This window comes from Marinospirillum celere, from assembly GCF_900112235.1.
Taxonomy (GTDB): Bacteria; Pseudomonadota; Gammaproteobacteria; order Pseudomonadales; family Halomonadaceae; genus Marinospirillum; species Marinospirillum celere.
Genome location: NZ_FOLH01000009.1, coordinates 18,873 through 42,950, shown reverse-complemented (window position 1 = coordinate 42,950; position 24,078 = coordinate 18,873). Strand labels below are relative to the sequence as shown.

The 24,078-nt window shown below is 52.0% G+C and carries 23 protein-coding genes; 2 read left to right on the top strand and 21 right to left on the bottom strand.

The genetic code is table 11. The features are described 5' to 3' along the window. Window positions 1–5: 5 nt before the first annotated feature. From BM185_RS14345 to BM185_RS14250, 20 genes are all read right to left on the bottom strand, one after another. Window positions 6–545, bottom strand: a complete 540-nt coding sequence (locus BM185_RS14345; protein WP_091965177.1) for a hypothetical protein — start codon at window positions 543–545, stop codon at window positions 6–8. A 5-nt stretch (window positions 546–550) separates the two neighbouring features. Next, window positions 551–1,471, bottom strand: coding sequence for a TorD/DmsD family molecular chaperone (locus tag BM185_RS14340; RefSeq protein ID WP_177203582.1), 921 nt, complete (start codon window positions 1,469–1,471; stop codon window positions 551–553). A gap of 82 nt (window positions 1,472–1,553) precedes the next feature. Next, window positions 1,554–2,747 carry an NrfD/PsrC family molybdoenzyme membrane anchor subunit gene (gene nrfD, locus BM185_RS14335; protein WP_091965173.1) on the bottom strand — a complete coding sequence of 398 codons (1,194 nt, stop codon included), beginning with the start codon at window positions 2,745–2,747 and terminating at the stop codon, window positions 1,554–1,556. Continuing rightward, on the bottom strand, window positions 2,744–3,505 hold the full coding sequence (locus BM185_RS14330; RefSeq protein ID WP_218149459.1) for a 4Fe-4S dicluster domain-containing protein: 762 nt from the start codon (window positions 3,503–3,505) through the stop codon (window positions 2,744–2,746). The genes nrfD and BM185_RS14330 overlap by 4 nt, the downstream gene beginning before the upstream one ends. A 28-nt stretch (window positions 3,506–3,533) precedes the next feature. After that, window positions 3,534–6,017, bottom strand: a complete 2,484-nt coding sequence (locus tag BM185_RS14325; protein ID WP_091965171.1) for a molybdopterin-dependent oxidoreductase — start codon at window positions 6,015–6,017, stop codon at window positions 3,534–3,536. Window positions 6,018–6,142: 125 nt separating this feature from the next. Continuing rightward, window positions 6,143–7,252, bottom strand: coding sequence for a 4Fe-4S dicluster domain-containing protein (locus BM185_RS14320; protein ID WP_091965170.1), 1,110 nt, complete (start codon window positions 7,250–7,252; stop codon window positions 6,143–6,145). A 214-nt stretch (window positions 7,253–7,466) separates the two neighbouring features. Next, window positions 7,467–9,425 (bottom strand): methyl-accepting chemotaxis protein, encoded by a 1,959-nt coding sequence (locus BM185_RS14975; protein WP_091965168.1) that lies wholly within the window; start codon window positions 9,423–9,425, stop codon window positions 7,467–7,469. Between the two features lie 146 nt (window positions 9,426–9,571). Further along, window positions 9,572–10,639, bottom strand: coding sequence for an ACR3 family arsenite efflux transporter (gene arsB, locus BM185_RS14310; protein ID WP_091965166.1), 1,068 nt, complete (start codon window positions 10,637–10,639; stop codon window positions 9,572–9,574). 76 nt (window positions 10,640–10,715) lie between these two features. After that, window positions 10,716–11,498, bottom strand: a complete 783-nt coding sequence (locus BM185_RS14305; protein ID WP_091965164.1) for a universal stress protein — start codon at window positions 11,496–11,498, stop codon at window positions 10,716–10,718. Window positions 11,499–11,599: 101 nt separating this feature from the next. Beyond that, complete coding sequence (locus BM185_RS14300; RefSeq protein WP_091965162.1) at window positions 11,600–11,836, bottom strand: thioredoxin family protein; 237 nt, start codon at window positions 11,834–11,836, stop codon at window positions 11,600–11,602. A 107-nt stretch (window positions 11,837–11,943) separates the two neighbouring features. Further along, window positions 11,944–12,723 carry a DUF2868 domain-containing protein gene (locus BM185_RS14295; RefSeq protein ID WP_091965160.1) on the bottom strand — a complete coding sequence of 260 codons (780 nt, stop codon included), beginning with the start codon at window positions 12,721–12,723 and terminating at the stop codon, window positions 11,944–11,946. After that, complete coding sequence (gene moaA / locus BM185_RS14290) at window positions 12,724–13,728, bottom strand: GTP 3',8-cyclase MoaA (protein WP_091965158.1); 1,005 nt, start codon at window positions 13,726–13,728, stop codon at window positions 12,724–12,726. It abuts the gene before it with no gap. A gap of 2 nt (window positions 13,729–13,730) precedes the next feature. Then, window positions 13,731–14,195, bottom strand: a complete 465-nt coding sequence (gene moaE / locus BM185_RS14285) for a molybdopterin synthase catalytic subunit MoaE (RefSeq protein WP_091965156.1) — start codon at window positions 14,193–14,195, stop codon at window positions 13,731–13,733. A 2-nt stretch (window positions 14,196–14,197) separates the two neighbouring features. Next, complete coding sequence (gene moaC / locus BM185_RS14280) at window positions 14,198–14,995, bottom strand: cyclic pyranopterin monophosphate synthase MoaC (RefSeq protein ID WP_091965153.1); 798 nt, start codon at window positions 14,993–14,995, stop codon at window positions 14,198–14,200. After that, window positions 14,992–16,281, bottom strand: a complete 1,290-nt coding sequence (gene moeA / locus BM185_RS14275; RefSeq protein ID WP_091965151.1) for a molybdopterin molybdotransferase MoeA — start codon at window positions 16,279–16,281, stop codon at window positions 14,992–14,994. The genes moaC and moeA overlap by 4 nt, the downstream gene beginning before the upstream one ends. After that, window positions 16,278–16,829 (bottom strand): molybdopterin-guanine dinucleotide biosynthesis protein B, encoded by a 552-nt coding sequence (gene mobB / locus BM185_RS14270; RefSeq protein ID WP_245751777.1) that lies wholly within the window; start codon window positions 16,827–16,829, stop codon window positions 16,278–16,280. The genes moeA and mobB overlap by 4 nt, the downstream gene beginning before the upstream one ends. Before the next feature lie 166 nt (window positions 16,830–16,995). Beyond that, window positions 16,996–17,568 (bottom strand): molybdenum cofactor guanylyltransferase MobA, encoded by a 573-nt coding sequence (gene mobA, locus BM185_RS14265; RefSeq protein ID WP_177203581.1) that lies wholly within the window; start codon window positions 17,566–17,568, stop codon window positions 16,996–16,998. A gap of 14 nt (window positions 17,569–17,582) precedes the next feature. Beyond that, a complete protein-coding gene (locus BM185_RS14260; RefSeq protein WP_091965145.1) occupies window positions 17,583–18,227 on the bottom strand; it encodes an ABC transporter ATP-binding protein in 645 nt (214 codons plus the stop codon). Continuing rightward, entirely contained in the window at window positions 18,227–18,934 is a 708-nt protein-coding gene (locus BM185_RS14255; RefSeq protein WP_091965142.1) for an ABC transporter permease, read from the bottom strand. The genes BM185_RS14260 and BM185_RS14255 overlap by 1 nt, the downstream gene beginning before the upstream one ends. Before the next feature lie 2 nt (window positions 18,935–18,936). Beyond that, window positions 18,937–19,743: an ABC transporter substrate-binding protein gene (locus BM185_RS14250; RefSeq protein WP_218149458.1), complete on the bottom strand. Its 807-nt coding sequence runs from the start codon at window positions 19,741–19,743 to the stop codon at window positions 18,937–18,939. Between the two features lie 228 nt (window positions 19,744–19,971). On the opposite strand from BM185_RS14250, the gene BM185_RS14245 reads away from it, so the two are divergent. Then, window positions 19,972–21,366, top strand: coding sequence for a sigma-54-dependent transcriptional regulator (locus BM185_RS14245; RefSeq protein ID WP_091965140.1), 1,395 nt, complete (start codon window positions 19,972–19,974; stop codon window positions 21,364–21,366). Further along, entirely contained in the window at window positions 21,363–23,450 is a 2,088-nt protein-coding gene (locus tag BM185_RS14240) for a sensor histidine kinase (RefSeq protein WP_091965139.1), read from the top strand. The genes BM185_RS14245 and BM185_RS14240 overlap by 4 nt, the downstream gene beginning before the upstream one ends. Here the strand turns inward: BM185_RS14240 and BM185_RS14235 are convergent. Continuing rightward, window positions 23,447–23,971: a hypothetical protein gene (locus tag BM185_RS14235; RefSeq protein WP_091965137.1), complete on the bottom strand. Its 525-nt coding sequence runs from the start codon at window positions 23,969–23,971 to the stop codon at window positions 23,447–23,449. The genes BM185_RS14240 and BM185_RS14235 overlap by 4 nt on opposite strands. Window positions 23,972–24,078: the final 107 nt, after the last annotated feature.

The following is a 24,078-nucleotide window of genomic DNA, read 5'->3' as shown; positions in this document are numbered from 1 at the left end:
AAGAATTAATTTTTCATCTTCTGGTGACGTTGACGAAGTTGATAACCAGCAAATACAGGCAAAAAGAGTGCCAAACCCAGTAATAAGTATTCCAGGTAACTACGCAAACCTCTGGCAGGGTAGGTGGTGGCCAGATACTGAGCCAAAACCTTGCGGTCACCTCTTTCCAGTTGGGCACCCTGGAACCAGTCCATACGTAGAACGGTTAACTCCCAACCCAGGCGGGTTTGTGGGTTTTCTTCCAAATTATTTATTGAATGGCAGGTCAGGCAACGCTTTTCAGTCAAGCGCACTGGGTAAGGGCGTGCTGCCAAGCGTTCAGCTTCAGCTTGACGTGCTTGTTCGGCTTTTTGTGCGCGCTGAGCTTCCCTTTGTCTGGCTTCTTCTATTTGACGCTGCACCGCTTCTCTTTGCTGACGCTGCTCCTCAGGGCTCAGGTCGGTCTCTTGAGGTGGAAGGTACTGGTCGATATCCAAGCCTGACCAGGCCGGTTGAGCGACCAGTAGCCCATAGAGCAGACAAACAGAGGCAAGGCCAGACTTCATACCCTTTAACCCTTGTGTTTGATTTTGCTGCCGGGAGGTGTCATCCGTCCCTGGTCCAGGGAGGTTTCACGGCAGTTGGAGCAAATCAGCAGGTGGTCATAGGTCACACCGGCTGTTTTCAGGCGGCTGATCATTTCGGCCAGGGCTTCGCCGGCAGTAAACTCAACACCACAGGCATTACAGGTGATTAGCTCATTGGGCTGGGCATCAGTGACTGCTTCGCGATACTCGGGTGCGGGTTTCGGTGTGGTTTTGACAGCTTCTTGTGGCAACCAGGCTTTTAGGGCATCCAGGTCTGCTTGTAACTGGTTTGCGGTCATTTCAACCAGCAGCAGCCAGGTGGATGATAAGGCGTATTCTTTGTTAGCGGCACGGGTTTTAGCCAAAAGTTGTTGGATACCCGGCAGGGTGTAGTGGTTGATAAAACTGCCGATGTCCTGCACTGCCTGTTTTTGAAAAGCGGGTTGATCACCACCTTCTTCCAGTAACTGGGCAAGCACCCAGGCCAGCCATTGCAAATTCAAAGCCAGATGGTCTGGCAGATCGTGAAAGGCGTTATCCTTTTCCAGCTGGTAGCGCAGATAGTAGATTTCCATGGCATGGGTGGAAGTGCCCATGATGCCACCATCCAGGTAGTAGCCCAGATTCAGAGGTGCTGGTGTTGGTGGGGTCACAAAAAGGCGACTGTATTCTTTAATGAGATCCTGTTCATCGGACAGCTCATCAAGAGCAGCGGTAAGTGCTTTGAGTTGAGATTCCTGAATACCTGGTAACTCCTCTGACAAGGCGTGAAGGTCAGCGAGTAGGTCTTCCTTGAGCTGTGTTTTGGTTAACCCTTGTTGGGTTGCCAGAAAAACATGTGCCATGCACAGATAAAATTCAGCGCGGGGCATCAGCGAAGGCAGTTGGGGTACTTGGGCATTCATGGTTTTTGCTCCGGTATTCATAAGGCAGGGGATTCTGCCGTAACAGAATCCCCTGAGGTGCGAACTGAAACGCTCTTAACGATCAGCTAGCAGCAGCTTGCTGGTTACCAGCAGTGTTGGTTATTGCATCCGGCATGGCTGAAAGGTTGAAGAACTTTTCACCCAACACATAGAGCAGGAAAGCCAGGGACCAGCCCATGATACTCAGTGCCCACTCGGTTGCTGAAGGCGTGTAGGTCAGCAGGTCTGGATACCAGGTGCCCTTGAACAGGGGAACCACCTGACCGCCGATAACGAAGTAGAAACGCTCGGCAAACAGACCCAGGAAGACCAGTACTGAAGCCAGTACCTGCATGTTCAACTGGTTACGCAGACTGCTCTTTAGCATGATAATAAAGGGTAGCAGCAGACCCACCCAAAGCGACAGGTGGTAGAGCGGTGAAGCAAACAGATAGTCGGTCCACACCAGACTGATTTCCGGATTGTTGGTGTAGAGCCCGGTAATGGCCCGTACAGCAATAAACAGCAGCGTACCACCAATCAGCGCTGCAAACAGCTTGGGCAGGGCGCCGGTCATTAGGTCCTGCATCGGCTGGCTCATGTTCTCACGCTTGAAGCCATAGGCCAGATAAGCAAAGAACACCAGCGCTGCCATACCACTGGTCACCGCAGTGAAGTAGAAGTAGATTGGCAGCAGGGCGTCGAACCAGAAGGGACGCATGCTCATCATGCCGAAGATCAGCGCCAGGTTACCACTGGCCAGCAGCACCAGAATGAAGGAGGCGATGCCCACCTGCTTGCTGGTTTTGCTGTCCCACTCGCCGCTTTCCATTTTGCGGAATTTCCACAGCAGGAAGAGCAAGTCCAGGGCATAGAAGATACCCATCCAGAACATCGCTGACTGAGTTTGGAAGTTCAGCGGAATCGCCCAAAGCATACGGAATACATTGCCCAGCTCCAGAGCCAGAACCAGCATACCGGAAATCAGTATGATGAAGGCAAGGAAGATGCAGCGCTTGGCAACCGGGTAATACTGCTTGAAGCCAAAAACCAGCGGCAGGGAAGCCAACAGCCCCAGACCTGAAGACGCCAGGGCGAAATACAGGTAGGTGGCAATGGGTTGTCCCCAAGGCAGGTTGGAGGAGGTATTGAAAGAGGCATGCCCCTGACTGCTCAGCTGAATGATGGCAAAGATCAGGCTGGCCAGAAAGACCACCCCAGAAATCACCAGCAGGCCTGAGCCGGCCTTGCCTTTCATAATGTTGTTCTCATTCATGATTTATCCCCTTTATCCGAAGGCTGGAAGGCGGGTACACCTGCACCGGCACCCAGGTAGTAAACCTGTGGTTTGTTACCGGTATGGTCTTTCAGGCGAACACCATGCTTGTCACCGATCAACTGATTGACCTGACTGGTGGGTTCATCCAGATCGCCAAAGTAGCGTGCCTTGGGTGCGCAGGTGCGAACACAAGCGGGTACATATTCCTTGACCGCAGGGTTGTCTTCATCCAGGTCCACGGTGCCTTCAGGCGCCTTGCTGACCTTGTGGTGACAGAAGGTACACTTGGACACCACGCCAGGAGGCTGAACACCGATGCCTTTGCTCCAGTCTTCATCCGGTCCCTGATAGGGTGGGCTCCACAGCTGCTGATTTTCGCCAGGGAAAATCTCACGCAGATCCGGTTCCAGCAGGGGCTTTTCATCCACATAGAAGCGCACGCCGTAAGGGCAGGCGATCATGCAGTATTTACAGCCGATACACTTGTTCCAGTCGACAAAAACGATACCGCCAGCTTCTTCATCCTTGTAGGTGGCGCGCGTCGGACAGACGTGGACACAGGACGGGCTTTCGCACTGCATGCAGGGCCTTGGCAGCCACTTCATTTGTGCGTTGGGATATTCGCCCTCGTGATAAAACAGAACGTCCTGCCAGGTTTCGCCGGGCAGGGTGCTATTCTCCATAGCGCAGGCGGTGGTACAGGCTTGGCAGCCGGTACACTTATCCAGGTCAATGACCATTCCCCATTTTGCCATGATGGTTACTCCTCAATATTCGTTAGTGTTAGGCGCGTTCCAGGGAGACCTTGCCGGTGTAGTAGCTGGCAAGCCCTGAGATGGGGTCGGAAACATTGGCGGTAATTTCGCCTGAGTGTCCGGGACCACGATCTTTGGCCCAGCGGCCCTGTGCCCAGTGGCCAAATTCAAATGGCAGCACCAGAGTGTCGGGACGGTGAGCGGCGACGTAGCGGCATTCCGCTTCGATGCTGCCCAGATCAGAGGTAATGCGCACCCTGTCACCATTACGAATACCGCGTGCCTTGGCCGTTTCTGGATTGACTTCCAGATAGACGGTATCCCGGCCGCCAGCAATTGGCTGGTGAATGGAAATGGCATGGGGAATATTGGCGCCGCGACCTTCGGCGTGCATGGGGGTTTTCGGGGTCACGAAGTAGAGATCCCGGTTACCTCCAGTGTGCTTGGGCTCAACCCACTGCACATAGCCGACCCGCTCTTTGGGAATGCCCATTTCACGGTTGATGTAGTCGGCATGCTGCTCCAGGAAGCCGGATTTGAATTCAAACTTGCCGGAAGGCGTACGCAGCAGTTTTTCTTTGACTTCTGCGGGGGTCATGCGCTTGCTGTAGCTTTCACCTTCCCACTCGTAGAATTCACCACGAATCTGACGCCAGTGATAAGGCTTGCGATACCAAACACCTTTTTCTTTCCAGCTTTCAAAGTCGTTAACACCATTGTCACCCGGTGCATTGGCAAAGCCAGCGGCACGGTGGCGCAAGACATTTTCGATATTATCCAGCTTTTTATAAAACTCACCGGTAGGGCCGTTAATGCGCTTGCCGATTTCGATCAGCATGTCACCAAAGTGCTTGGTGTCATAAATCGGATCGATGGCGGGAACGCGCAGGGCGGTCATGGGCCAGCCTTCAAACGGATAGGTGGGTGAATCCTGCAGCCGCTCCAGGTAGGTGGACTCCGGCAACACGATATCGGCAAACATGGCCGTTTCACCGGGGAAGGGCGAAGTATCAATGATGAAGACATCCTTGAGGGCTTCTTCCCAGGCTTTGGGGTTCGGTGCTGTCCAGATGGGGTTGGTGCTGTAGAACATGGCCGTGTCCATCTTGTAGGGGTCGCCTTTAAGATGGTTGGGGCCTGCTTCCTGCATCATATGGCTGGTCATGGGCCAGCGTTCTGTCCGTGCCATGTCGATACGTGGCTGGTTTTTCCAGGCACCATTGCGCGCATAGTCATCCAGATAGTCATCTGAATTAACAGGCAGAGCACCATAGGCAGGGCCCATTTGATAGCCCAGACCACCTTCAGCAAACAGCGAGCCGACCAGGGCATTCAGCGAGTGAATGGCCATGCCGTTGTAGGTGCCGTTGGTGTGGCCGGTGGGGCCGCGTTCAAAAATAGCCATGGCTGGACGCGTAGAGCCGAACTCAATGGCGGTTTGGCGAATGTCCTTAGCAGCAATGGTGGTGATCTGCTCCGCCCACTCAGGTGTGCGATCCTTCAACTCTTCGTTCCACCAGTCGATTAGACCGTGAACCCATTTCTCATTGAAAGCGTCTTTGCTTAGGGTTTTTCCGGCTTCAAACTGATTGCGACCATTGGTGAAGTCACCAACAAAGTCTCTTTCCCAGAGGCCCTCGGTCAGAATGACATGAGCAACAGCCAGAGCAAAGGCACCGTCAGTGGCGGGTTTGATGTAAAGAGCACGATCCGAGGCCGCCATAGTGGGGTTCATACGAACATCCACGGTGGTGACACGGGTTTTTGGGCTCTTGCTGCGCATTTCGCCCCACATCTGCATCATATTGTTATAGGGGCGGAAGGCTTCCAGGAAGCTGGCACCCATAATCAGCAGGTAGTTGGTTTTACGCAGGTCATGTGAGTTGTAGGAATCATTACCATCGGTAGCGCGCTTGGCCCGCTTGGAACCTTCTGCACACATGGAGGCATGACCGATAGCCGCATTCGGTGTGCCGTAAAGCTTACCGAAATCACCATAAAGACCCGCATCGGAAGCACCCCAGCCGCGTCCGTAGAAGTGCGCAAAACGATGCGATTCTCCACGCTCACGTAGGTTATTCAAGCGTGCAGCGATGGTATCGAAAGCTTCATCCCAGGAAATGGGCACAAATCCTGGGTCTTCATTGCGACCTTTGTTGGGGTTGGTGCGCTTCATGGGACCCTTGAAGCGATCCGGATCATACAGGAAGTAGGAGCCCAGGTGACCCTTGGGGCACAGCTTGCCATTGGCAATCGGGTTGCCAGTATCGCCATAGATGGCATGAACACGGCCATCAGTGGTGTAGACATCAATACCGCAGCGCGCGGGGCACTGGTGGCAGATATTTTTGGTGATCTTGGTTTCACCCCGCGGGCGGGAAGCCCGTGCTTCTTTCGCTTGCGTCAAGCCTGTCAAACCGGTAATACCGGCAGCGGTTGCACCCACTGCACCTGCGGTACCACTAGCTTGCAGGAAACGCCTTCTGCTCATCATGGCCTGAAAGATTTTCATTGCCACTTTCTCCTCATCTAGGGCTGGTTGTTGTTATCGCCTCTTCCTTAAAGAACATCCGTGCAGCCTAATCCTTGGAGGTCTTACTGGTCTTTGGTTGCGTAGGCAAATCATTTGCCTGGCCGTTAACCAAAGAGACTGGCAAACCCTCCCTGCATCAAGGCCTTGTCTTTACGGCAGGCCGGACAAACAGGGGAGGAATTATTCGGTGCTAAAGTGAACTCACGCCCACAGTCAAAACAGCGCTCTTTACGGCTGGCGCGTAACTCCACCACCAGGGGCTCAGCAGCGGAGGCGGTGGAATTCAACTGCAGTGCTTGCTCAGGACAAGCCTGAACGCACTGATTGCAACCCAGGCACTGCAGGCGATTGAACATCAGGCTGCCATCATCCCGAGTGGTCAGTGCTTGACTGGGGCAAAGCCTTGAGCAGAGCCCCTGGGCATCACAGGCCTGGGTATTGAGCCGCAAATCTGGTAGTTGGACGTCTGGCAGATGTGTCAGCCGTTGGCGTGCAGCATAGTGACGGTGTAAGCGCCGGGGCGCAGGGCGCTGATCTTCAATTGAATAGCTGGGCTTGCTGGCTTTGGATGCGCCGGTAAAAAGCTGGCGACGACTTAATCTGGGGGCAGCAGCAGCTTGATAGTTTTGTCTGGCCTGGGTGTGATGTTGAGCTACCCAAACAGGGGGTGATAAGGGTTGACGGCTACTTGGCTGTGCTGGGCATTGAGCACAATCTTTGGGAAGCTGGAGTTCCAGTGGATTCTCAGGATGAAGATTCTGCCAGGCCATCAACTGGTCTTCGGCCAGGCTTAGCAGGCAATGGACTTGTACGCTTTGTGCACTGGCTTCACTGCGGTGACAGTTCAATGCAAGTGATTGCTCAGGCTCAAGTTCAAGGTGCTGAAGCTGGGTTGTTAGTTGCTGGTGTTCGCTACTGAGCAGGGCTTCGGTTGGACAGGCGGCAACACACTGTCCGCAGCCATGGCAAGCATCAGAGGCGAGCAGGCGCAGACTTTGGTAGGCATCACTACGAGCATCGCCTGTGGTAAAAGTATCTGCTTGGCTGTCGGTTTCATCAAAAGCCAGGGCCTGGGCAGGACAGGCATCCAAACAAAGACTGCAGGCTTGACGATAGGGGTGTGCCTGAAGACAACGGCTATTGACCCAGCCTAAAGCTGCAGCGGCAGGTTGGGTTAACGCTAAAGCTTGAGCGTAGGTCAGAGAGCTGTTCATAGATCACGTCTTCTTTGTATTTGTATGAGTTTCATTTCGCACATGCGAAGAAACGTATATACGTGACTAAGTGTCGCAGTTTGGGCTTATTTCATCAAGGAGTTTGTGGGTTAAAAAAGCGAATTGCTACCAAAGTATCAACTCGCTTTCCAGGGTTTATGATGGGGGCTTTTTCTGCAATGATCTGCATCAATTCAGTTGCAGAATTTAAGGGTTAAAACTCCTCCCATTCATTATCACTTTGACGCTTGGGTGGCGGCAACTTAGAGGCTTTTTTGACTGAAGGCGCCTTTTTTTCTGAAACTGCCTTACGCACAGGCTGAGCTATGGATTTTTGTGGTTGGTCATCAGTGACTTTGAAGACAGCAACCCCGGTAGCCAAGGTCTCAGCCTGTTCTTCCAGGGACTCAGCTGCAGCAGCAGCTTCTTCGACCAAGGCAGCATTTTGCTGAGTCACGTCATCCATCTGAATAACGGCTTGATTAACCTGCTCAATACCCTGGCTCTGCTCATCAGAAGCAGCGGTAATTTCAGCCATAATGTCGGCAACACGCCTGACTGAGACGACCACCTCATTAATGGTGGTCCCGGTATCTGAGACTAGCTGACGACCCTCTTCAATGGTCGAAACGGAAGCATTGATCAGCTCTTTAATTTCTTTGGCGGCAGCAGCCGAGCGTTGGGCGAGGGATCGCACTTCACTGGCCACTACGGCAAAACCACGTCCTTGCTCACCTGCTCTGGCGGCTTCAACGGCCGCATTTAACGCCAGAATGTTGGTCTGAAAGGCGATGCTATCAATCATGTTGGTGATTTCGGCAATTTTGCCTGAGCTTTCGCTAATGGCTTCCATCGTTGCTACAGCACGTTGGGATTTGTGCCCGCCTTCCTCTGCTGTTTGACTAGCTCCTTGTGCCAACTGATTGGCTTGCTTGGCATTTTCAGCATTTTGTTTAACGGTCGCGGTTAGTTCTTCAAGACTGGAAGCGGTTTCTTCCAGGCTGGAGGCTTGCTCTTCAGTACGCTGAGAAAGATCGGTGTTGCCTGCTGCAATTTCCTTGGAGGCCGTGGTAATAGCGGCAACAGACAGCTTGATATCGGCCACCAGGGTGTGAAAGCGCTCAATTAAGCTGGTAAAGCTGCGTGCAATATCACCAAACTCATCCTTGGAGTTCACGCTGGGTTTGAGGGTGAGGTTAAGCTCTCGGGCAATGGTTTCTATTTCTTTTTGAATTGTCCCGGCTGGCTTGGAAATACGCAGGGCCACCAGGTAACCAATAATTGAGAAGATAATCACCCCGGCCAGAGAACCCAGGATAATGGTGCGGGCCAGATTAATCACAGGGGCATAGAGTTCATTGTCGACCTGGTCAACGATAATCCCCCACTTGAGGCCATAGGTTTCCAGAGTGTCTTCAAGTAGCAGAGTCATCCCCCACTTGGTGTCGCCATCACCACTTAGAAAAAACTCGCCTGGGTTGCCTCGGTCTTCATAAACGGGTTCTTGCATGATGGGGTAGTGGCTCATATCAAAGCCGTAACGACTCCGATTGGGATGACCAATCAGAATGCCGTTTTTGTTAAAAAGGGTTGCTCGCCCAGTATCACCAACCCTAACGGAATTAGAGAAGGCAGCAATTTTTTCACTGTTGACCTGACCGATAACCCAGCCATAAAACTCACCTTCATGCCGGACCGGGCGGGCAAAAGCAAGATAGCGGGTAAAATCACCCTGATCAGGAATGACGTCAATAATGGTAGGTTGACTAGAGTCCAGTTCGCCTCGCCAGCGTTGAATAGCCTGGTTGAGGTTGCGTTCACCCTTGGAAAGAAGTGGATTGCCTGCATGAGCGACATGATTCTGTGCAGTATCTATAAACACCAAAGAATCGAATTCTTCAAAATTGCTCAGATAACGGTTCAGGCCATATTCGGCACTTTCCGGGGTATTCCTCAAGGTGCTGGAGCCCACGACCAGGCTCAAGTCCTGAGCACGATTCATAATATAGTTATCCATCAACTGGGTGGTTGACTGACCGACTTCTTCCAGCAGATTGCTCAAACCATCTTCCATCTGCTCTTTCTGGCCCAGGTAAACAAAACTACCTACTGCAATCAAAGGGACCAGGGTAGCAAGTAGAGCCAGGCTGGTTATCTGTTTTTTGAGATTCATGCTAAGACCTGGATTTTAAAAAAAGCCCAGCACTTGGCTGGGCTAAAGGTTCATGTGCTTGGCTTGTCCAAAAGATCAAGCCCACATTTAGGCTAGCATATATCTGTAGGGGCGCATAACTTTTATCGGATATTTTGTAGGGTTATTTATTGGCTAAACTGATTTCGCGTGCGATTGGCATACTTCACCAGGGCTAGCATCAGGGGCACTTCAACCAGTACACCGACCACCGTAGCCAGGGCTGCGCCGGACTGCAGGCCGAACAACGCAATAGCGGCTGCCACGGCCAGTTCAAAGAAGTTGCTGGCACCGATCATGGCCCCGGGGGCAGCAATACGGTGCGGCACCTTCCAACTTTTCGCCCAGTAGTAGGCCAGCAGGAAAATCAGCACCGTCTGAATAATCAGCGGCACAGCGATCAGGCCGATATGAAGGGGATTGGCGAGAATGACTTCGCCCTGAAAAGCAAACAGCAACAATAGAGTGATGATCAGGGCAACGGGAGTGACCGAACCAATTTTGGGCATAAACACCTGGTCAAACCACTCCAGGCCCTTGTGCTTAATCAGGGTCGTGCGAGTGATATAACCCGCTCCCAGGGGAATAACGATGTAAAGGAATACTGATAGAGCGACGGTATCCCAGGGCACTGGAATATTGGAAATCCCCAGCAGCAGCACCACGATGGGGGCAAAGGCAAACAGCATAATGATGTTGTTCAGTGACACCTGCACCAGGGTGTAGGCGGCATCGCCACGGGTCAGATAACTCCAGACAAACACCATGGCAGTACAGGGCGCTGCACCTAGCAGAATGGCACCGGCCAGATACTCATAGGCTAGGGCTTCCGGGATAAAGGGTTTAAAAACCACCAGCAAGAAAAACCAGCTGATCGCAAACATGCTGAAGGGCTTGATTAACCAGTTAACCGTGGTAGTAATGAACAGGCCCTTGGGCTCTTTGCGCACCCCAAGAATCGCTGCAAAATCAATTTGCACCATCATCGGGAAGATCATCCCCCAGATGAGGATGGCAACAGGAATGGAGACCTGGGCATACTCATAAGCCGCCAGGGTTTCAGGAATGGCCGGTGCAAACTGGCCAATCAGAATTCCGCCAATGATGGCTAGGGCGACCCAGACGGATAGAAAACGCCCAAAAAGGCCCATGCTTTCCGTAGAGGGAGTATCCTGCATTTGCGTTGGGTCAGCCATGCGTGAGCTTCCTGTAATTTATATATGAAAAGGCGCATATCCTGCGCCTTGTCTGGAAGCTTGTCAAGATAGAGGGTTAGTCACCTAGCTCGGGCGGTACGATTAATACCGGGCGATGGATTTGACGGCATATTTGTTCTGCCGTACTGCCAAACATGAGTTGTTTTAACGGGTTTTGCCCTCGTTTGCCAAGGATTAGCAGGTCTGCTTTCTTGCTATTACTGGCTTGAACGATAGCCTTTGCAGGATCGCCTTCGCCACTTAAGATTTCGACTGCTGCGTCTTCGGAAAAGGTGGCTTTTAATTTTTGTACTGCTTGCTGATGTTCAGGCTCATCTTTATCACTGGGTACATTAATAATCATGGCCTTTTTGGCCAGGGGTTTGAGTTGGGCAAAGAGTTTTTCCGCAGCTTTAGCCGCTAAGGAGCCATCCGAAGCCAGCATTAGGGCACCGGAACTTGGATCTGGCTGTTGGTTCAAGAAAAATAGCGGGTGACGGGTGCTTCTGGCCATATCCAAGGCAACGCTGCCTAGAAAAAATTCATAGGTTTTGGAGTGGTGATGAAATAGCAGAGCTATGCCTTGGGCATCTTTACGGCTGGTTAAGCGATTTAGCTCTTCAGTGGGTAAACCACTCAAGGCCTGGGCATCCGCAGCCTTTAACCCTAACCGGCCTTTAATAACACTGGCATGCTTGTCCAGTTCAGCTTGAATCTCTGGGATTTCATTTGGGTTTAAGGTGACATGGGCTAGTGTTAACTCTTCCAATCCTATCAAGGGCTGGAGGGTAGCAATTTCCTCAATAAACGTATCTTCCTCAAAAGGGAAATCAATACCTACAATCAGGTGCTTAAACATTTGCGGCTCCTTCGATAGCTGCGAGTCACTCTACTGGTAAGCCTAGCAGTTCTTTAAGCCCTGTGCTTTTCTGGGGGTTTGGCTATCGCAAACTTTAGATATCAAAGTGATCCTAGAAGGCTTTCAAGCTCTTTAGTATTGGCAACCTTGCCTTCGATGACGATTTCATCATTCATAGCCAGAGCAGGCGTGCGCATAATGCCTGCATCAATAATGGCATTGGTGTCCGTGACCTTTTCCACCTCATAGTCCAAGCCTTTAGCTTTGGCGGCCTCCTCAACATTGGCCGTAAGCTGGTTGCATTTGGCGCAGCCGCTACCGTAGATCGTAAATTTCATAATTTCATCTCCTGCATTTATTGTTAAGGGTTTACCACCAGTTACCATAGATAAAACCGCTGATGCTCGCCATAACCACTACCAGAGCACAGTAAACCAGGGTTTTTTCAGTGCCCAGAATCGTGCGAATCACCAGCATATTGGGCAGGGATAAAGCAGGGCCAGTCAGCAGCCTTGCCCTGATTAAGGGGAGCTGTGGAATTGGGGTTGTCACTGGCTGTCTGACTGCTTTGGATCTGTAACTTTCCGGCTTGTAAACGTCTGGCTCGCCAGTGGCAAAGGCTGGTTAGCACCAGGCGGGGCAACAGGTTGTAAAAAAGCAGGCTGGCCAGTAAAAAAGGCCACCAGCGACTGGCCAGAGCAAAAGCCGTGTCACTGGATTCAATACGTGCAAAACGGGTTTGTTCAATCAAATACAGATCAGGTACGGCCTGAGGCCAGAAGGCTTGCCAGGGGAGACTTAGGGCAGTCAGCCATTGGGTGAGCTGTTTGCCATCCGTTAACAGGGTGGAACTCCAACCAAAGGCCAAATCTGAAAACAGCAGGAGGAGTAAAAAGACGCCCAGTAGCCCCAGAGCAAAGACCACCCAAAGAGCATTGATCTGGCCGAGTAGCCACCAGAGCTGGTGAGGCTGAGGCTGCCAGTAGGCTGAAAGTGAGGATTGAAAACGAGTCACCCAAGGGCGGACTGGTGGACGCACCAGGGCCAGCAAAGCCAGCAGGCTACCCAGAAAAGGCAGGCCCGCCCAAAGCAACCAGACCCAGAGCAGGTTGGTGCGTCCTTCAGGTGTATAGCTAAGAGCCGCAGCTCCCAGAAGGCTACCCGCGAGAAAAGCAAGCAGCCAAAGCCACCAGGGCAGTTTCAAGCGAGTGGATGACCTCTGCAATTAGCCTCCAGTCATATTCATGAAGCGTACGATTTGTACATCGCCATCATTGGTGAAATGGTGTTGTTCGGGTTTAAGACCCATGGCTTCAATGATAGCTGCTTTCAGAGGCTCGTTAGTATCTGGATGTTCACGTAAAAAAGGGCGCAGATCCATGGAATGGTCATTACCCAGGCAGAGGAGTAGCCGCCCTTCAACGGTGACGCGGACCCGGTTACAGTCACCACAGAAGTTGTGGGAGTGGGGTGAAATAAAACCAATACGGCTTTTGCTGTCGGCCATGTTGAAGTAGCGTGAAGGCCCAGCCGTTTCACTGTTGGAAGCGGTGAGTGGATAGCGGGTTTCAATGATTTCACGGACTTCATCACTGGAGCAATAGGTTTCGCCGCGCTGATGGTCAGAGACGTCGCCCAAAGGCATTTCTTCGATAAAGCTGATGTCTATGCCCTTGTTGCGGGCCAGTTCAACCAGATCCAGGACTTCATCTTCATTGCGACCATGCATGATCACGGCATTGAGCTTGATGCCTTCGAAACCGGCTTCAATAGCGGCATCCAGGCCATCCAAAACCTTCTGTAGATCACCGGTGCGGGTAATGCGGCGGAATTTTTCAGGGTCCAGGGAGTCCAGGCTGATATTCAGGCGTTTAAGGCCGCCTGCTTTCAAGGCTTCGGCATAGCGGGGTAGCTGGCTGCCGTTGGTGGTCATGGCAAAATCTTTCAGCCCCAGGGTACCAATAAAGTCAACCAGTTCAGGAAGGTCACGGCGTACCAGAGGTTCACCGCCGGTGAGGCGTATTTTTTCCACCCCCAGTTCAGTGAAGGCTTGAGCGATCCGGCCCAGTTCTTCCAGGCTAAGGATTTCACTGCGTGGTAGAAAGGTCATCTCTTCGCTCATGCAGTAGACACAGCGAAAATCACAGCGGTCGGTGACGGAGATGCGCACATAGGTAACCTGGCGACCAAAGTTATCGACCAAACGGGGTAGTTTTGCCGGCGTGTTCATTTTTAATTGTTCTCCCAGCGTTCTGCCGCCTGGGTGTCACTGGTACGGGCACTCACCCAGTAATCACCACTGGCGGTGTGTTCTTTTTTCCAGAAAGGAGCTCGGGTTTTCAGAAAATCCATAATGAAGTTGCAGGCATCAAAGGCATCCTGCCGATGCGCCGAAGCGGTAACCACCAAGACAATAGGATCACCGGGTTCCATACGTCCGATACGATGGATAATACGTGTCCCCTTGAGTGCCCAGCGCTCTTCGGCGTCATGGACAATTTGTTCCAAGGCCTGCTCAGTCATGCCTGGGTAGTGTTCAAGGGTTAGCGCAGTGACTTCCGGCTTTTCATTAAAATCGCGTACATAGCCGGTAAAGCTGACTACCGCACCTATATCGGTGCGCTGACTTGCCAGGGCTTGCACTTCTTTGCCGGTATCAAAACTTTCCTGTTGTACACGAATAAAGCAGGAATCCATAACTAACCTCCGGTAACCGGTGGAAAGAAGGCCACTTCGTCACCCGCTTTTAGCTTTTGGGTGGGCTTGGCCATTTGCTGGTTGACGGCCATCAGCAGATTGGGGCTTTTCAATGCGGTGTCCCACTTGGAATCCTGGCTTTGCAGGTAGTTAACCAACTCTTGCAGAGTTGGGTTCGGCAAGGCATCAAGAGCGACCTGCAAGTTATCCACACCCAGTTGCTCGCGCAGCTCGGCAAAAAAGTGCAGGTTAAGCGCATTTGCGGAGGTTGTTGGTTGAGAAGACTGGCTCGCCTGAGGTTGCTGGCTGGGGTCAGTGGCCAAGTTGTCAAAGCTCCAGTCACCGGATTTCCCACCCGTTTTTTCTTCCACATAGGTGTTACTAATGACCATGCGTTTGTCGACTGCTTTACACATGTCATAAACCGTCAGGGCAGCTACCGAGGCAGCGGTGAGGGCTTCCATTTCGACACCTGTTTGACCGGCCAGTTTGCAGGTCGCACGAATACGAACGCCGGGTAGCTGGGCATCGGCCTCAAGATCCACTTCCACTTTGCTGAGCATTAGTGGATGGCATAGAGGAATGAGTTCAGGAGTCCGCTTGGCGGCCATGATGCCGGCAATGCGCGCAGTCGCAAGAACATCGCCCTTGGGGTGTCCGCCCTGGATAATCATGTCCAGGGTGCTTGCATGCATTTCCACACTGGCCGTTGCTGTAGCCGTACGCTGGGTGGTTTGCTTTTCAGATACATCAACCATGCGGGCTTCGCCCTTGGCGTTTAGGTGTGTCAGGGTGTTCATAAGCATCTCTGTTCAGGTAGCCACAGATGAAAAGGGTAGATGGCAACGGGTTGGCCGACTGCAACTTCGGCTTGGTCATCGCGGATTCGAATCAGGCAGTTGGCCAGGTGCATGGAGGTGAGTATTCCCGAACCTTGGGCTCCGGTGCTGGTCACTGTGAGTTGTCCCTGGCTATTAAAAGTATAGATGCCACGATGAAAATCACTGCGTCCCCGACGGCTTTTCATGGGTTCTTCAGCCAGGGCGATCCAGGTGTTGGCAAGGTTCTGGTGTCCGCCTTGAAGCTTGCGAATCAGCGGCTGTACAAGCAGCATAAAGATCACCATCACAGCAACCGGGTTTCCTGGTAAGCCAGCAAAGAGACAGGTTTGACCCTGCCGGTTTTGACCCAAGTGCCCGAATGCAAAAGGGCGGCCTGGACGTAGAGCCAGGCGCCAAAAACGGGTTTCTCCTAGCTGGTGCAAAGCCTGTTTGACAAAATCGGCATCACCCACAGAAACACCGCCGGAAGTTAGTACCAACTGATGGTCCTGGGCGGCTGTACGCAAGGCTTGGGTGATTGCATTCAAATCATCGGGAAGGATGCCCAAGTCAGTAATTTGACAGCCAAGTCCCTTTAAAAGTCCCAAGAGGCTGAAGCGGTTGGCGTCATAGATGCCTGCTTTGTGCAGAGGAAGTCCAGGAGCGGTTACTTCATCACCGGTGGAAAAAATAGCTACCTTGAGGGGTTGGTGGACCTGGATGCGTGACAGGCCCAAGGAAGCCAATAAGCCGAGTTGGACGCTGCCCAGCAGTTGACCTGCGGCCATTACAGGTTGGTCCTGTTGAATATCTTCACCAGCCAGACGGACATTGCTGCCGGTTTGCAAGGGTTTGTCGCCTAGCTGAAAGCTGACCTGGTCACCTTTCAACTGGGCTTGTTCGAGCATGATTACTGTGTCTGCACCCTCCGGTAGCGGAGCACCAGTAGTGATATAGACGCATTCGCCTGCTTGTAGCGGTTGGTCATAGCCTTGCCCGGCCAAGCATTCGCCAGCTAGTTTCCAAGCAGAATGCTGGCCGAGTTCGCTGCCCCTGAGGGCATAGCCATCCATTGCTGAATTGGTGTTTTGAGGCACTGGAAGGGGTGCCCGGATCGCCTCTGCAAGGTGGAGTCCAAGGCTTTCTTGCAGAGGGCGTTCTTGGGCTGGCGTGATTTCAGTGGCCGTTTCCAGAAGAGCCTGCTGGGCTTCCTCTAGTGTTAATTGGGCCTTGCCTTCAGCAAAGTCAAAACAGGAAAGACTCATGCGAACTCCTTGCGACTTACCGAATGCTGTTGACAGAAGTGCCAGACAAAGTCTTCCAGGGCATCCAGGTCGTTCAGATTCAGACAGGGTAGTTGGCAGTCAGCAGGTAAGGCTTTAGGTTCGTCAGTGGCGACAGCAAAGATATGAGGGTCGTCACGAAAGCGCCAGGGCTTGCCGACACTGGGACGATTGAGTTCCAGTTTGGGAAAGGCTTCGGCTTTAAAACCTTCAATTAAAATAAGGTCCAGCTTAGTGGTGTCCAGTTGCTGCAGGAGTTCAGCGAGTTCGGGGGGTTCATCGCGGACATCTTCCACCATTAGGGCCCAGCGCTTATGTGACGCGATTAGCATTTGTTCAGCACCCGCATGGCGCAGTTCATAGCTATCCTTGCCGGGGGTGTCGACATCAAAGTCATGGTGGGCATGTTTGATACAACCAATGCGAAGCCCCCGCTGGCGCAAGCGCGGCAGCAGGGCTTTCAGCAGGGTGGTTTTTCCAGTGCCACTCCAGGCTGCAAAGCCGAGAACGGGCAGGGGAAACTGGATCATAATCTCTCTTGCTCCTTTCATTAGTATTATAATGAGCAAGGCGCGTTCCCTGATGCCAAGGAATTAACTAACAAATAACTGAAAAACCTCCATCCTGGAGGCTAAAACATTCAATATGCCATAAATTCGCATGCGCGTATATTGATCAGGATTAGCTTCATGCCCATTAATCCTTGATTTCTTCGGGGCGGTTGAAGTTCCTCAAACTGGTTGCTGCAAATTCAACTTCAACCATCCCCTGGCTGGCATACCAGCGATCAGGTTTGCGCTCGCCTTTCTGCATAGCCGTTTTAAGAGCCGTTAAAAGCTCTTTTTTGATTAACACAACAACCGGTTGCAAGCGTTGGCCATCGCTGGCTACGGCAATGGGTTTGCCGCTTGCTTCTGCGGCCAGGTAAAGCTTTTGGGCGAGGTCAGCAGATAAAAAGGGGCCATCACAGGGAGCAAAAAGCACCCAGGGTTGGGAAGCTGTTTGCAGCCCGGTCAGTATGCCCATTAAGGGGCCCTGGAAGCCGGATTCAAGATCACTGACAACTGGATAACCCAGGGCCTGATAAGCTTCTTGATTGCGGTTGGCATTGATCAAAAGCTCGCTGACTTGGGGAGCAAGCCGTTCCAGTACGCATTCAATTAAAGGGCGGCCCTGGTATTCAACCCAGCCTTTATCCTGGCCCCCCATACGGCGGCCTTCGCCTCCAGCCAGAATAATGCCACTGATGGGTAGGGTGCTTTGATTCACGAGCAGTTTTCCTATTAGCTGGTTTTCAGGCTGCCATTATTCAGCAACCAGTGTTCACTGCAAAGGGCTGTGACGGGGTTATCTTGATGGCTGGTAACTAAAAGTCCACAGCCTTGTTTTTGCAAATCTTGGATTAAGTAGGCTAACTCTTCTACGGCCTCGGTATCCAGACTGGCTGTGGGCTCATCGAGCAACCAGAAACGAGGTTGGACCAGCCAGGCGCGAGCCAGAGCTAAACGCTGGCGCTCACCACCGGAAAGGGTTTGCGCGGCCTGGTCAGCCTTGGATTCCAGTTGTGCCCAAGCCAGGGCCTCGGTAATACGGGTTGCTTTATTTTGCTTTGCGGCTGTTTGGCCTTGGGCGGCAATTTTTAAATTGTTACGAACACTGGTGTTAAACATATAAGGATGCTGATGGAGGTAACAGCAGGCTTCCAGTGGGTTGGTGTGGGTGGTTTGAAGGTGAACCCGGCCCCGGCTGGGTTTTTGTAAGCCTGCCAGCACCTTGAGCAGACTGGTCTTGCCGCTACCATTTTTACCTTGTAGCCAAATGCTCTGCCCTTGAGACCAGAACAGCTGATCGATTTTCCAGATGGGCTGGCGCTGGTACTTGAGTTCCAGTTGTTCAGCCAAAAGCTGCATGCGAACGGTGGCCTTCATTAGTGAGCACTCCCCTGAACAGCATTGCCGCGAAAATAACCCACCAGCAGATTCAGCACCAGGGCCAGAACCAAGAGTACGATGCCCAGAGCGATACCCTGAACGTAAGCTCCCCGTGAGGTTTCCAGGGCAATGGCGGTGGTGATGGTTCGCGTATGGCCCGCAATATTGCCGCCAACCATCATGGCACAGCCGACTTCGGCAATGATGCGTCCAAAAGCCAGAATAACTGCGGCCAACAAGGAAAAGCGAACCTCCAGAGTGATCAGCCAAAGGCTACGCAGCCGAGACAGCCCCAGGCTGCGTGTGGTTTCCCAGGCATGGCGTGAAATGGCCTGGTAAGCGGTATGGCTCATGGCAATTAAGATGGGCAAACACATCAGCCATTGACCGATAATCATCGCTGGTTGGCTGAAGAGTAGGCGCAAATCACCCAGGGGGCCGGAACGGGATAAAAGTAAAAACAAGACCAGACCGATCACAACAGTAGGCACAGCCAGTAGGGTGTTGTTCAGGGTAACCAGCAGCCAGTGGCCCGGAAAACGCCAGAAAGCCAAGGCAAAGCCTGCAAACAGGGCCAGGGGAAGAGCAAGCAGCAAAGCAGTCATGGAAACCCGAAACGACAGCCAGATAATACTCCAGAGTTCACGGTCGCCTGAAGTCAGTAGTTGTAATGCCTGGAGTGTCGCTGTGCCAATTGAATCCATGGCTATTCGGCATCTCCAAAGAAGAGCTGCTCACCTTCAATAGTGAAATTGTTAATCAAACTCTGGCCTCGGGGGGACACCAGCCAGTCCCTGAGTTTTTTGGCTTCCTGATGGTTAAGGCTTGTATGACGGGCCGGGTTCACCAGAATAACCTGATAAGGGTTAGCGAGATCGATGCCGCCTTCATAAACAATCTGCATCTTCAGCCTGCTTTGCATGGCCAACCAGGTGCCCCGATCAGCCAGCGTGTAGGCTTGCAGTTCATTGCTCATGATAAGCACACGCCCCATACCCTGGCCGACAGCTTGATAGCGTGAAAAGTTGGGTTTTAGGCCACTGCGTTCCCAAAGTTCCTTTTCCTTATTATAGGTTCCTGAATCATCACCACGGGAAATAAAGGGGGCATTTCTTCGATGAATTTTTTCCAAAGCATCCAGAATACCTTCGGCTTCGTAAAGGTTAAGGCGATCAGGGCGGGGGCCAACCAAGATATAGTCGTTGTACATCAAACCTCTGGGGTCAACTCCATGGCCTAATTCGACAAACGCTTCTTCAGCTTCAGGGGCATGGGTGATCACCAGATCAACATCACCATCCTGTCCAAGGCGCAAAGCTTGCCCTGTACCTACGGAAAGCACTTGAACTCTTAGGCCGGTTTCCTTTTCAAACTCGGGCAGCAGGTAATCCAGCAGCCCTGAATTATAAGTGCTCGTCGTCGTTGCCACACGTACAGGGTCTGCTGCCAAGATGGAATTGGAAACAAAAGCCAGGCCAAGAGCGAGAAGAAGGGACTTGATTGGGTAAACCACTTGAATAGATCTCCAGTAGCGGGTGTTCGCAAGTTACTGAATTCATGCAGGTAGAATGCCAGCTTTTTGCTTGAGGGTGTCCAAACACTTGCTATGAAAGGGGCAGAGCCCTTTTTGATGGACGCTATAAACCCTGGGTATAGACAAAAAGTGTTTGTAGGTTGCGTCAAAATGCTACACTTAGTGTCCGATAAAGTACCTTTTGTCCACAAGAGAGGTCATTTATATATGACAGCTATGCCCGACTTGCACCTGTGTCGTTCTGCTTCCGTTTTGGTAGTGGATGATGAGCCAGGGATGCGCCAGTTTTTGGAAAAGGCATTGGGCAAGCATTTTGGACTGGTTGAAACCGCAGGCAGTATAGATCATGCCGAAGCTCTTCGTCAGCGTTGCCACTTTGATCTGATGATTCTGGATGTCAAATTGCCGGGGCGTTCAGGCATTGAATGGCATGAGGCGCTGAAAGACCCTAATCGCCATTCCGATGTGATTTTTATGACTGCTTATGCAGAGCTGGATACGGCCATCCAGGCTCTGAGAGTGGGCGCTGCAGACTTTATCCTCAAGCCCTTTCGCCTTGAGCAGATGATGAATGCAGTGATGCGGGTGCTGAAAAGGCGGCGCTTGAGCCGTGAAAACTTTTTGCTGAAGCGGGAAGTGCGTCAGTTTTTGGAAGCTGACAATGCCATGGTGGGAACCAGTGCCTCTATGCAGCGTTTGGAAAACGTCCTGCAAAGGGTCGCGCCAACACCCTCGGCTGTTCTGATTGAGGGCGAGTCAGGAACAGGTAAAGACCTGGTCGCCAGAGCCTTGCATCAAAAATCAGGCCGGGAAGGCCCTTATGTGCCTGTTAACTGCGGCGCTATAGCCCCTGATCTTTTGGAAGCAGAGCTTTTTGGGCACACCAAGGGCGCTTTTACTGGAGCCAACCGGGCTCGGGATGGGCTGTTCAGCTATGCCAGTGGCGGTACTTTGTTTCTTGATGAAATCGGTGAGCTGCCCTTGGGTATGCAGGCCAAGCTGTTAAGAGCTTTGGAAGAAAAAGCAGTGCGCCCGGTGGGAAGCGAACAGGAAGTGAAAGTGGATGTGCGCATCCTGGCTGCAACCAACCGCAAGCTGGATGAGGAAGTCAAAGCCGGCCGCTTTCGTGAAGACCTGTATTTTCGATTAAATGTCCTCACCCTGACCTTGCCACCCTTGCGTGAGCGCAGTGAAGATATTCCCCAGTTGGCCCATTACTTTTCTCGCAAGCTGTCCCAGGAGTTGGGGTTGGAGCCTATTCCTTTTAGCCATGATGACCTTCAGGCCATGGAAAAACATCCCTGGACAGGCAATATTCGCGAGCTGAAAAACTTTATTGAACGCTGCATCCTTCTGGGTCGTTTGCCGCTTGAGGATTTACGTACCCAAGATCAACAAGCTTCAACCGGAAGTGGCGGTGGTTATCCCAGTTGCTGGCCATTGGAAGAAGTGGAAAGAAAGCACATCCTGCAAGTGCTGGCAGCTAGTGAAAACAATAAATCGGCAGCAGCCCGGCAGTTGGGGATTGCCCGTAAAACCCTGGATCGTAAATTAACCGCCTGGGAAGAGCAGGGGGTGATTAGCCCCGAGGCGAGTGAATGACCTTTCCCTGGGCCTACTCCATCAAAGGGAAGCTGCTGGCTCTGACTCTCTTCCCTATTTTACTGACTCTGGGTGTTTTGGCTCTGCTAACCGCTTACTGGACCTCCAATTACACGGATCGCCAACTTTACATGAAGGTGGCAGCAGATCTGGCTGTGGCCCAGGGCACCCTGGACATGATGCAGGACCGCCAGTTAGAGCGCCTGGTGCAGCTCAGTAACGCCTGGCAGGTGCATGATGACATTTTTCATCAGGACCCAGAGCGCCTGGAAGAGCTGGTTGCCAGAATCAGGGATAATCATGGTTTTGATTTTCTGCGCTTGTTGCCCGTTGATGAGCTGGAAAAGATTGAAGCCACCCAGCCCAGTTTGGCAGGTTTGACCAGGCGTGTGCTTGCAGGTGACAGCCTGACCGGCCTATCAATCATGTCAGCAGATGAAATGGAACTCTGGCATCCAGGCTTGGTTGATAAGGCCAGGGTGGATATTTTAGTCACACCTAGGGCTAGACCTACCGATAAAACAGTTGAAAATAGGGCGATGTTGGTTCGCAGCCTGCATCCGATTACTAATGCAGAGGGGGAAATTACCTTTCTGTTAGATGGTGGTCTGCTGCTTAACCATAATCTGGAGTTTGTCGATACCATTCGTGAGCTGGTCTATGGGCCAGGGGCCTTGCCTGCTGAAGGTCTGGGCACAGTGACCCTGTTTTTGGATGATGTGCGCATCACCACCAATGTGCCGGGTTTGATCAGCGAAGTAGGAGCCAGCGCTCAACGAGCCATAGGTACCCGTATTTCTGCTGAAGTCAGCGATCGGGTGCTGGGTGAAGAGCTGATCTGGTTGGATCGTGCCTTCGTGGTTTATGACTGGTTTATCAGTGCTTACGAACCGCTCTATGATTTGCGTGGTGATCTGGTTGGAGTGCTCTATGCCGGTTTTTCCGAAGGTCCCTTTTTTACTCAATACTTAAAAACACTGGCTGAGCTGGGTGTTGCCCTACTCAGTGTGTTGGCGGTATCTGCTTTTTTTGTCTGGCAGGGCAGTAATCGGCTTTTTGCACCCGTCAAACGTATTCATGATTCGGTGATGGCTGTTCGCCTGGGTCAAAAAGATGCACGCATTGGTGAGATAGAATCCAAGGATGAGATGAGAGACTTGGCCCACCAGTTTGATGCCATGCTGGATGAGCTGGATTCTCGCCAGCAAACGATTAAAGCGGCGGCCGAGCAGCTGGAGCGTAAAGTTGAGCAGAGAACCCTCAGCCTTCAGCAAAAAACCCAGGATTTGGAGAAGCACATTGAACTCTTGAAGGCGACTCGGGAGCAATTGTTTACCAAGGAAAAGTTGGCCGTTCTGGGTGAACTGACGGCGGGTATTGCCCATGAAATCAATAATCCGGCAGCAGTTATTTTGGGGCACATGGATTTGCTGCAAGCTGAACTGGGGGAGGCTGCTTTACCCGTGCAGCAGGAAATCGATACGGTCGTTGAACAGGTTTATCGGATTCGCGCAATTATCAACAACCTCTTGCAATACACCCGCCCCGGCCAGCACCTGGATCAACTGGATACCCTGGATATTAATGCAGTGACGCGCGATACCCTGGCTTTGGTTCGCCATGCCCTGGATAAACAGGATGTGGAAGTGATTCAGACCTATCAAGAAGTGGTGAGCGTTCAGGGGAATCGCCAGCAAATTCAGCAGGTATTGGTTAACTTGTTGATTAATGCTGGCAATGCACTGGAAGGGGAGCCTGGAAAAATTTATCTGTCCACTCATCCTTGGCAGAGTTCTGAAGCTAAACCAGGGGTGGAAATCCGAATTCGGGATGAAGGCAAGGGAATGGCGCCGGAAATTAAAGCGCAAATCTTTGAACCCTTCTTTACCACGCGTGAAGGCGGCAATGGTTTGGGTCTGTCAATCAGCCGCAGCCTGATACGCCGCTATGGTGGGGATATCGAAGTTGATTCAGAGCTGGGCAAGGGAAGCTGCTTTAGTGTTTATCTCTTGCAGGAAGCCCAGATCAACGATGAAGATGAAGCCATTATGCGCCAGTTGCTTTCAGGTTTGGGTGTGGTTTAAGCAGCCGTCTGCAAGTTGCTGAGTTCTTTCAGCAGTGTCTCGGTGTCCGGCTTGGCTTGAGCAGCATAGGCCGCAGCAACCTTCTTGGGTTCAGGTGCCTGAGCTGGCTTCATAGTCGTGACATATTGAAGCTTGGGGTATTCTTCCGTCAGGGCACGCAACCAGCTGAAATGGCCTGCATTACCATAAACCAAGGCTTCACCCATACCGCTTTGAATCTGACGGGCCAATTTACGGCTATAGGTGTCCTCCACCAAAACGATATCATGGTGGTTAGGAGGGCGGTTGGTGTAGTTGGTTAACCCAGGCGGATCATATTTAGTGGGTATATGGGCCGGGTGGATGGGTTGAGGCGCATAGCTAGGCAGAGTGTTGTAGATGCCTGGCAAGTCAGGGGAATAAACCGGAGCCATCATCAAGCTCAGCATTAAAGAAAACTGGGCACCCTGCGCTGTGTTCAGCGAGGTGTTCAGGCTTTCCTGAGCTTCGAGTGAATGATTAAACGCATTTTCAATACGCATGGCTGTTTGCTGACCCCTGTAGGCAGTAGAGATAACCTTGAATGTGTTTTCGGCGGTTGGGACAATAACTTTAACTCTAAAATTAAAAAACTTTGTCTTTCGTCAAT

Bases quoted from the DNA above. Each gene is read 5' to 3' on its own strand.
- nrfD (WP_091965173.1), bottom strand. From the start codon at position 2,747: ATGAATGAGAACAACATTATGAAAGGCAAGGCCGGCTCAGGCCTGCTG.
- moaE (WP_091965156.1), bottom strand. From the start codon at position 14,195: ATGGATTCCTGCTTTATTCGTGTACAACAGGAAAGTTTTGATACCGGC.
- mobB (WP_245751777.1), bottom strand. From the start codon at position 16,829: ATGATCCAGTTTCCCCTGCCCGTTCTCGGCTTTGCAGCCTGGAGTGGC.
- BM185_RS14300 (WP_091965162.1), bottom strand. From the start codon at position 11,836: ATGAAATTTACGATCTACGGTAGCGGCTGCGCCAAATGCAACCAGCTT.
- BM185_RS14235 (WP_091965137.1), bottom strand. From the start codon at position 23,971: ATGCGTATTGAAAATGCGTTTAATCATTCACTCGAAGCTCAGGAAAGC.
- BM185_RS14305 (WP_091965164.1), bottom strand. From the start codon at position 11,498: ATGTTTAAGCACCTGATTGTAGGTATTGATTTCCCTTTTGAGGAAGAT.
- BM185_RS14330 (WP_218149459.1), bottom strand. From the start codon at position 3,505: ATGGCAAAATGGGGAATGGTCATTGACCTGGATAAGTGTACCGGCTGC.
- BM185_RS14325 (WP_091965171.1), bottom strand. From the start codon at position 6,017: ATGAAAATCTTTCAGGCCATGATGAGCAGAAGGCGTTTCCTGCAAGCT.
- BM185_RS14245 (WP_091965140.1), top strand. From the start codon at position 19,972: ATGACAGCTATGCCCGACTTGCACCTGTGTCGTTCTGCTTCCGTTTTG.
- BM185_RS14340 (WP_177203582.1), bottom strand. From the start codon at position 1,471: ATGAATGCCCAAGTACCCCAACTGCCTTCGCTGATGCCCCGCGCTGAA.
- BM185_RS14255 (WP_091965142.1), bottom strand. From the start codon at position 18,934: ATGGATTCAATTGGCACAGCGACACTCCAGGCATTACAACTACTGACT.
- arsB (WP_091965166.1), bottom strand. From the start codon at position 10,639: ATGGCTGACCCAACGCAAATGCAGGATACTCCCTCTACGGAAAGCATG.
- BM185_RS14975 (WP_091965168.1), bottom strand. From the start codon at position 9,425: ATGAATCTCAAAAAACAGATAACCAGCCTGGCTCTACTTGCTACCCTG.
- BM185_RS14240 (WP_091965139.1), top strand. From the start codon at position 21,363: ATGACCTTTCCCTGGGCCTACTCCATCAAAGGGAAGCTGCTGGCTCTG.
- moaA (WP_091965158.1), bottom strand. From the start codon at position 13,728: ATGAACACGCCGGCAAAACTACCCCGTTTGGTCGATAACTTTGGTCGC.
- BM185_RS14345 (WP_091965177.1), bottom strand. From the start codon at position 545: ATGAAGTCTGGCCTTGCCTCTGTTTGTCTGCTCTATGGGCTACTGGTC.
- BM185_RS14320 (WP_091965170.1), bottom strand. From the start codon at position 7,252: ATGAACAGCTCTCTGACCTACGCTCAAGCTTTAGCGTTAACCCAACCT.
- moeA (WP_091965151.1), bottom strand. From the start codon at position 16,281: ATGAGTCTTTCCTGTTTTGACTTTGCTGAAGGCAAGGCCCAATTAACA.
- BM185_RS14260 (WP_091965145.1), bottom strand. From the start codon at position 18,227: ATGAAGGCCACCGTTCGCATGCAGCTTTTGGCTGAACAACTGGAACTC.
- moaC (WP_091965153.1), bottom strand. From the start codon at position 14,995: ATGAACACCCTGACACACCTAAACGCCAAGGGCGAAGCCCGCATGGTT.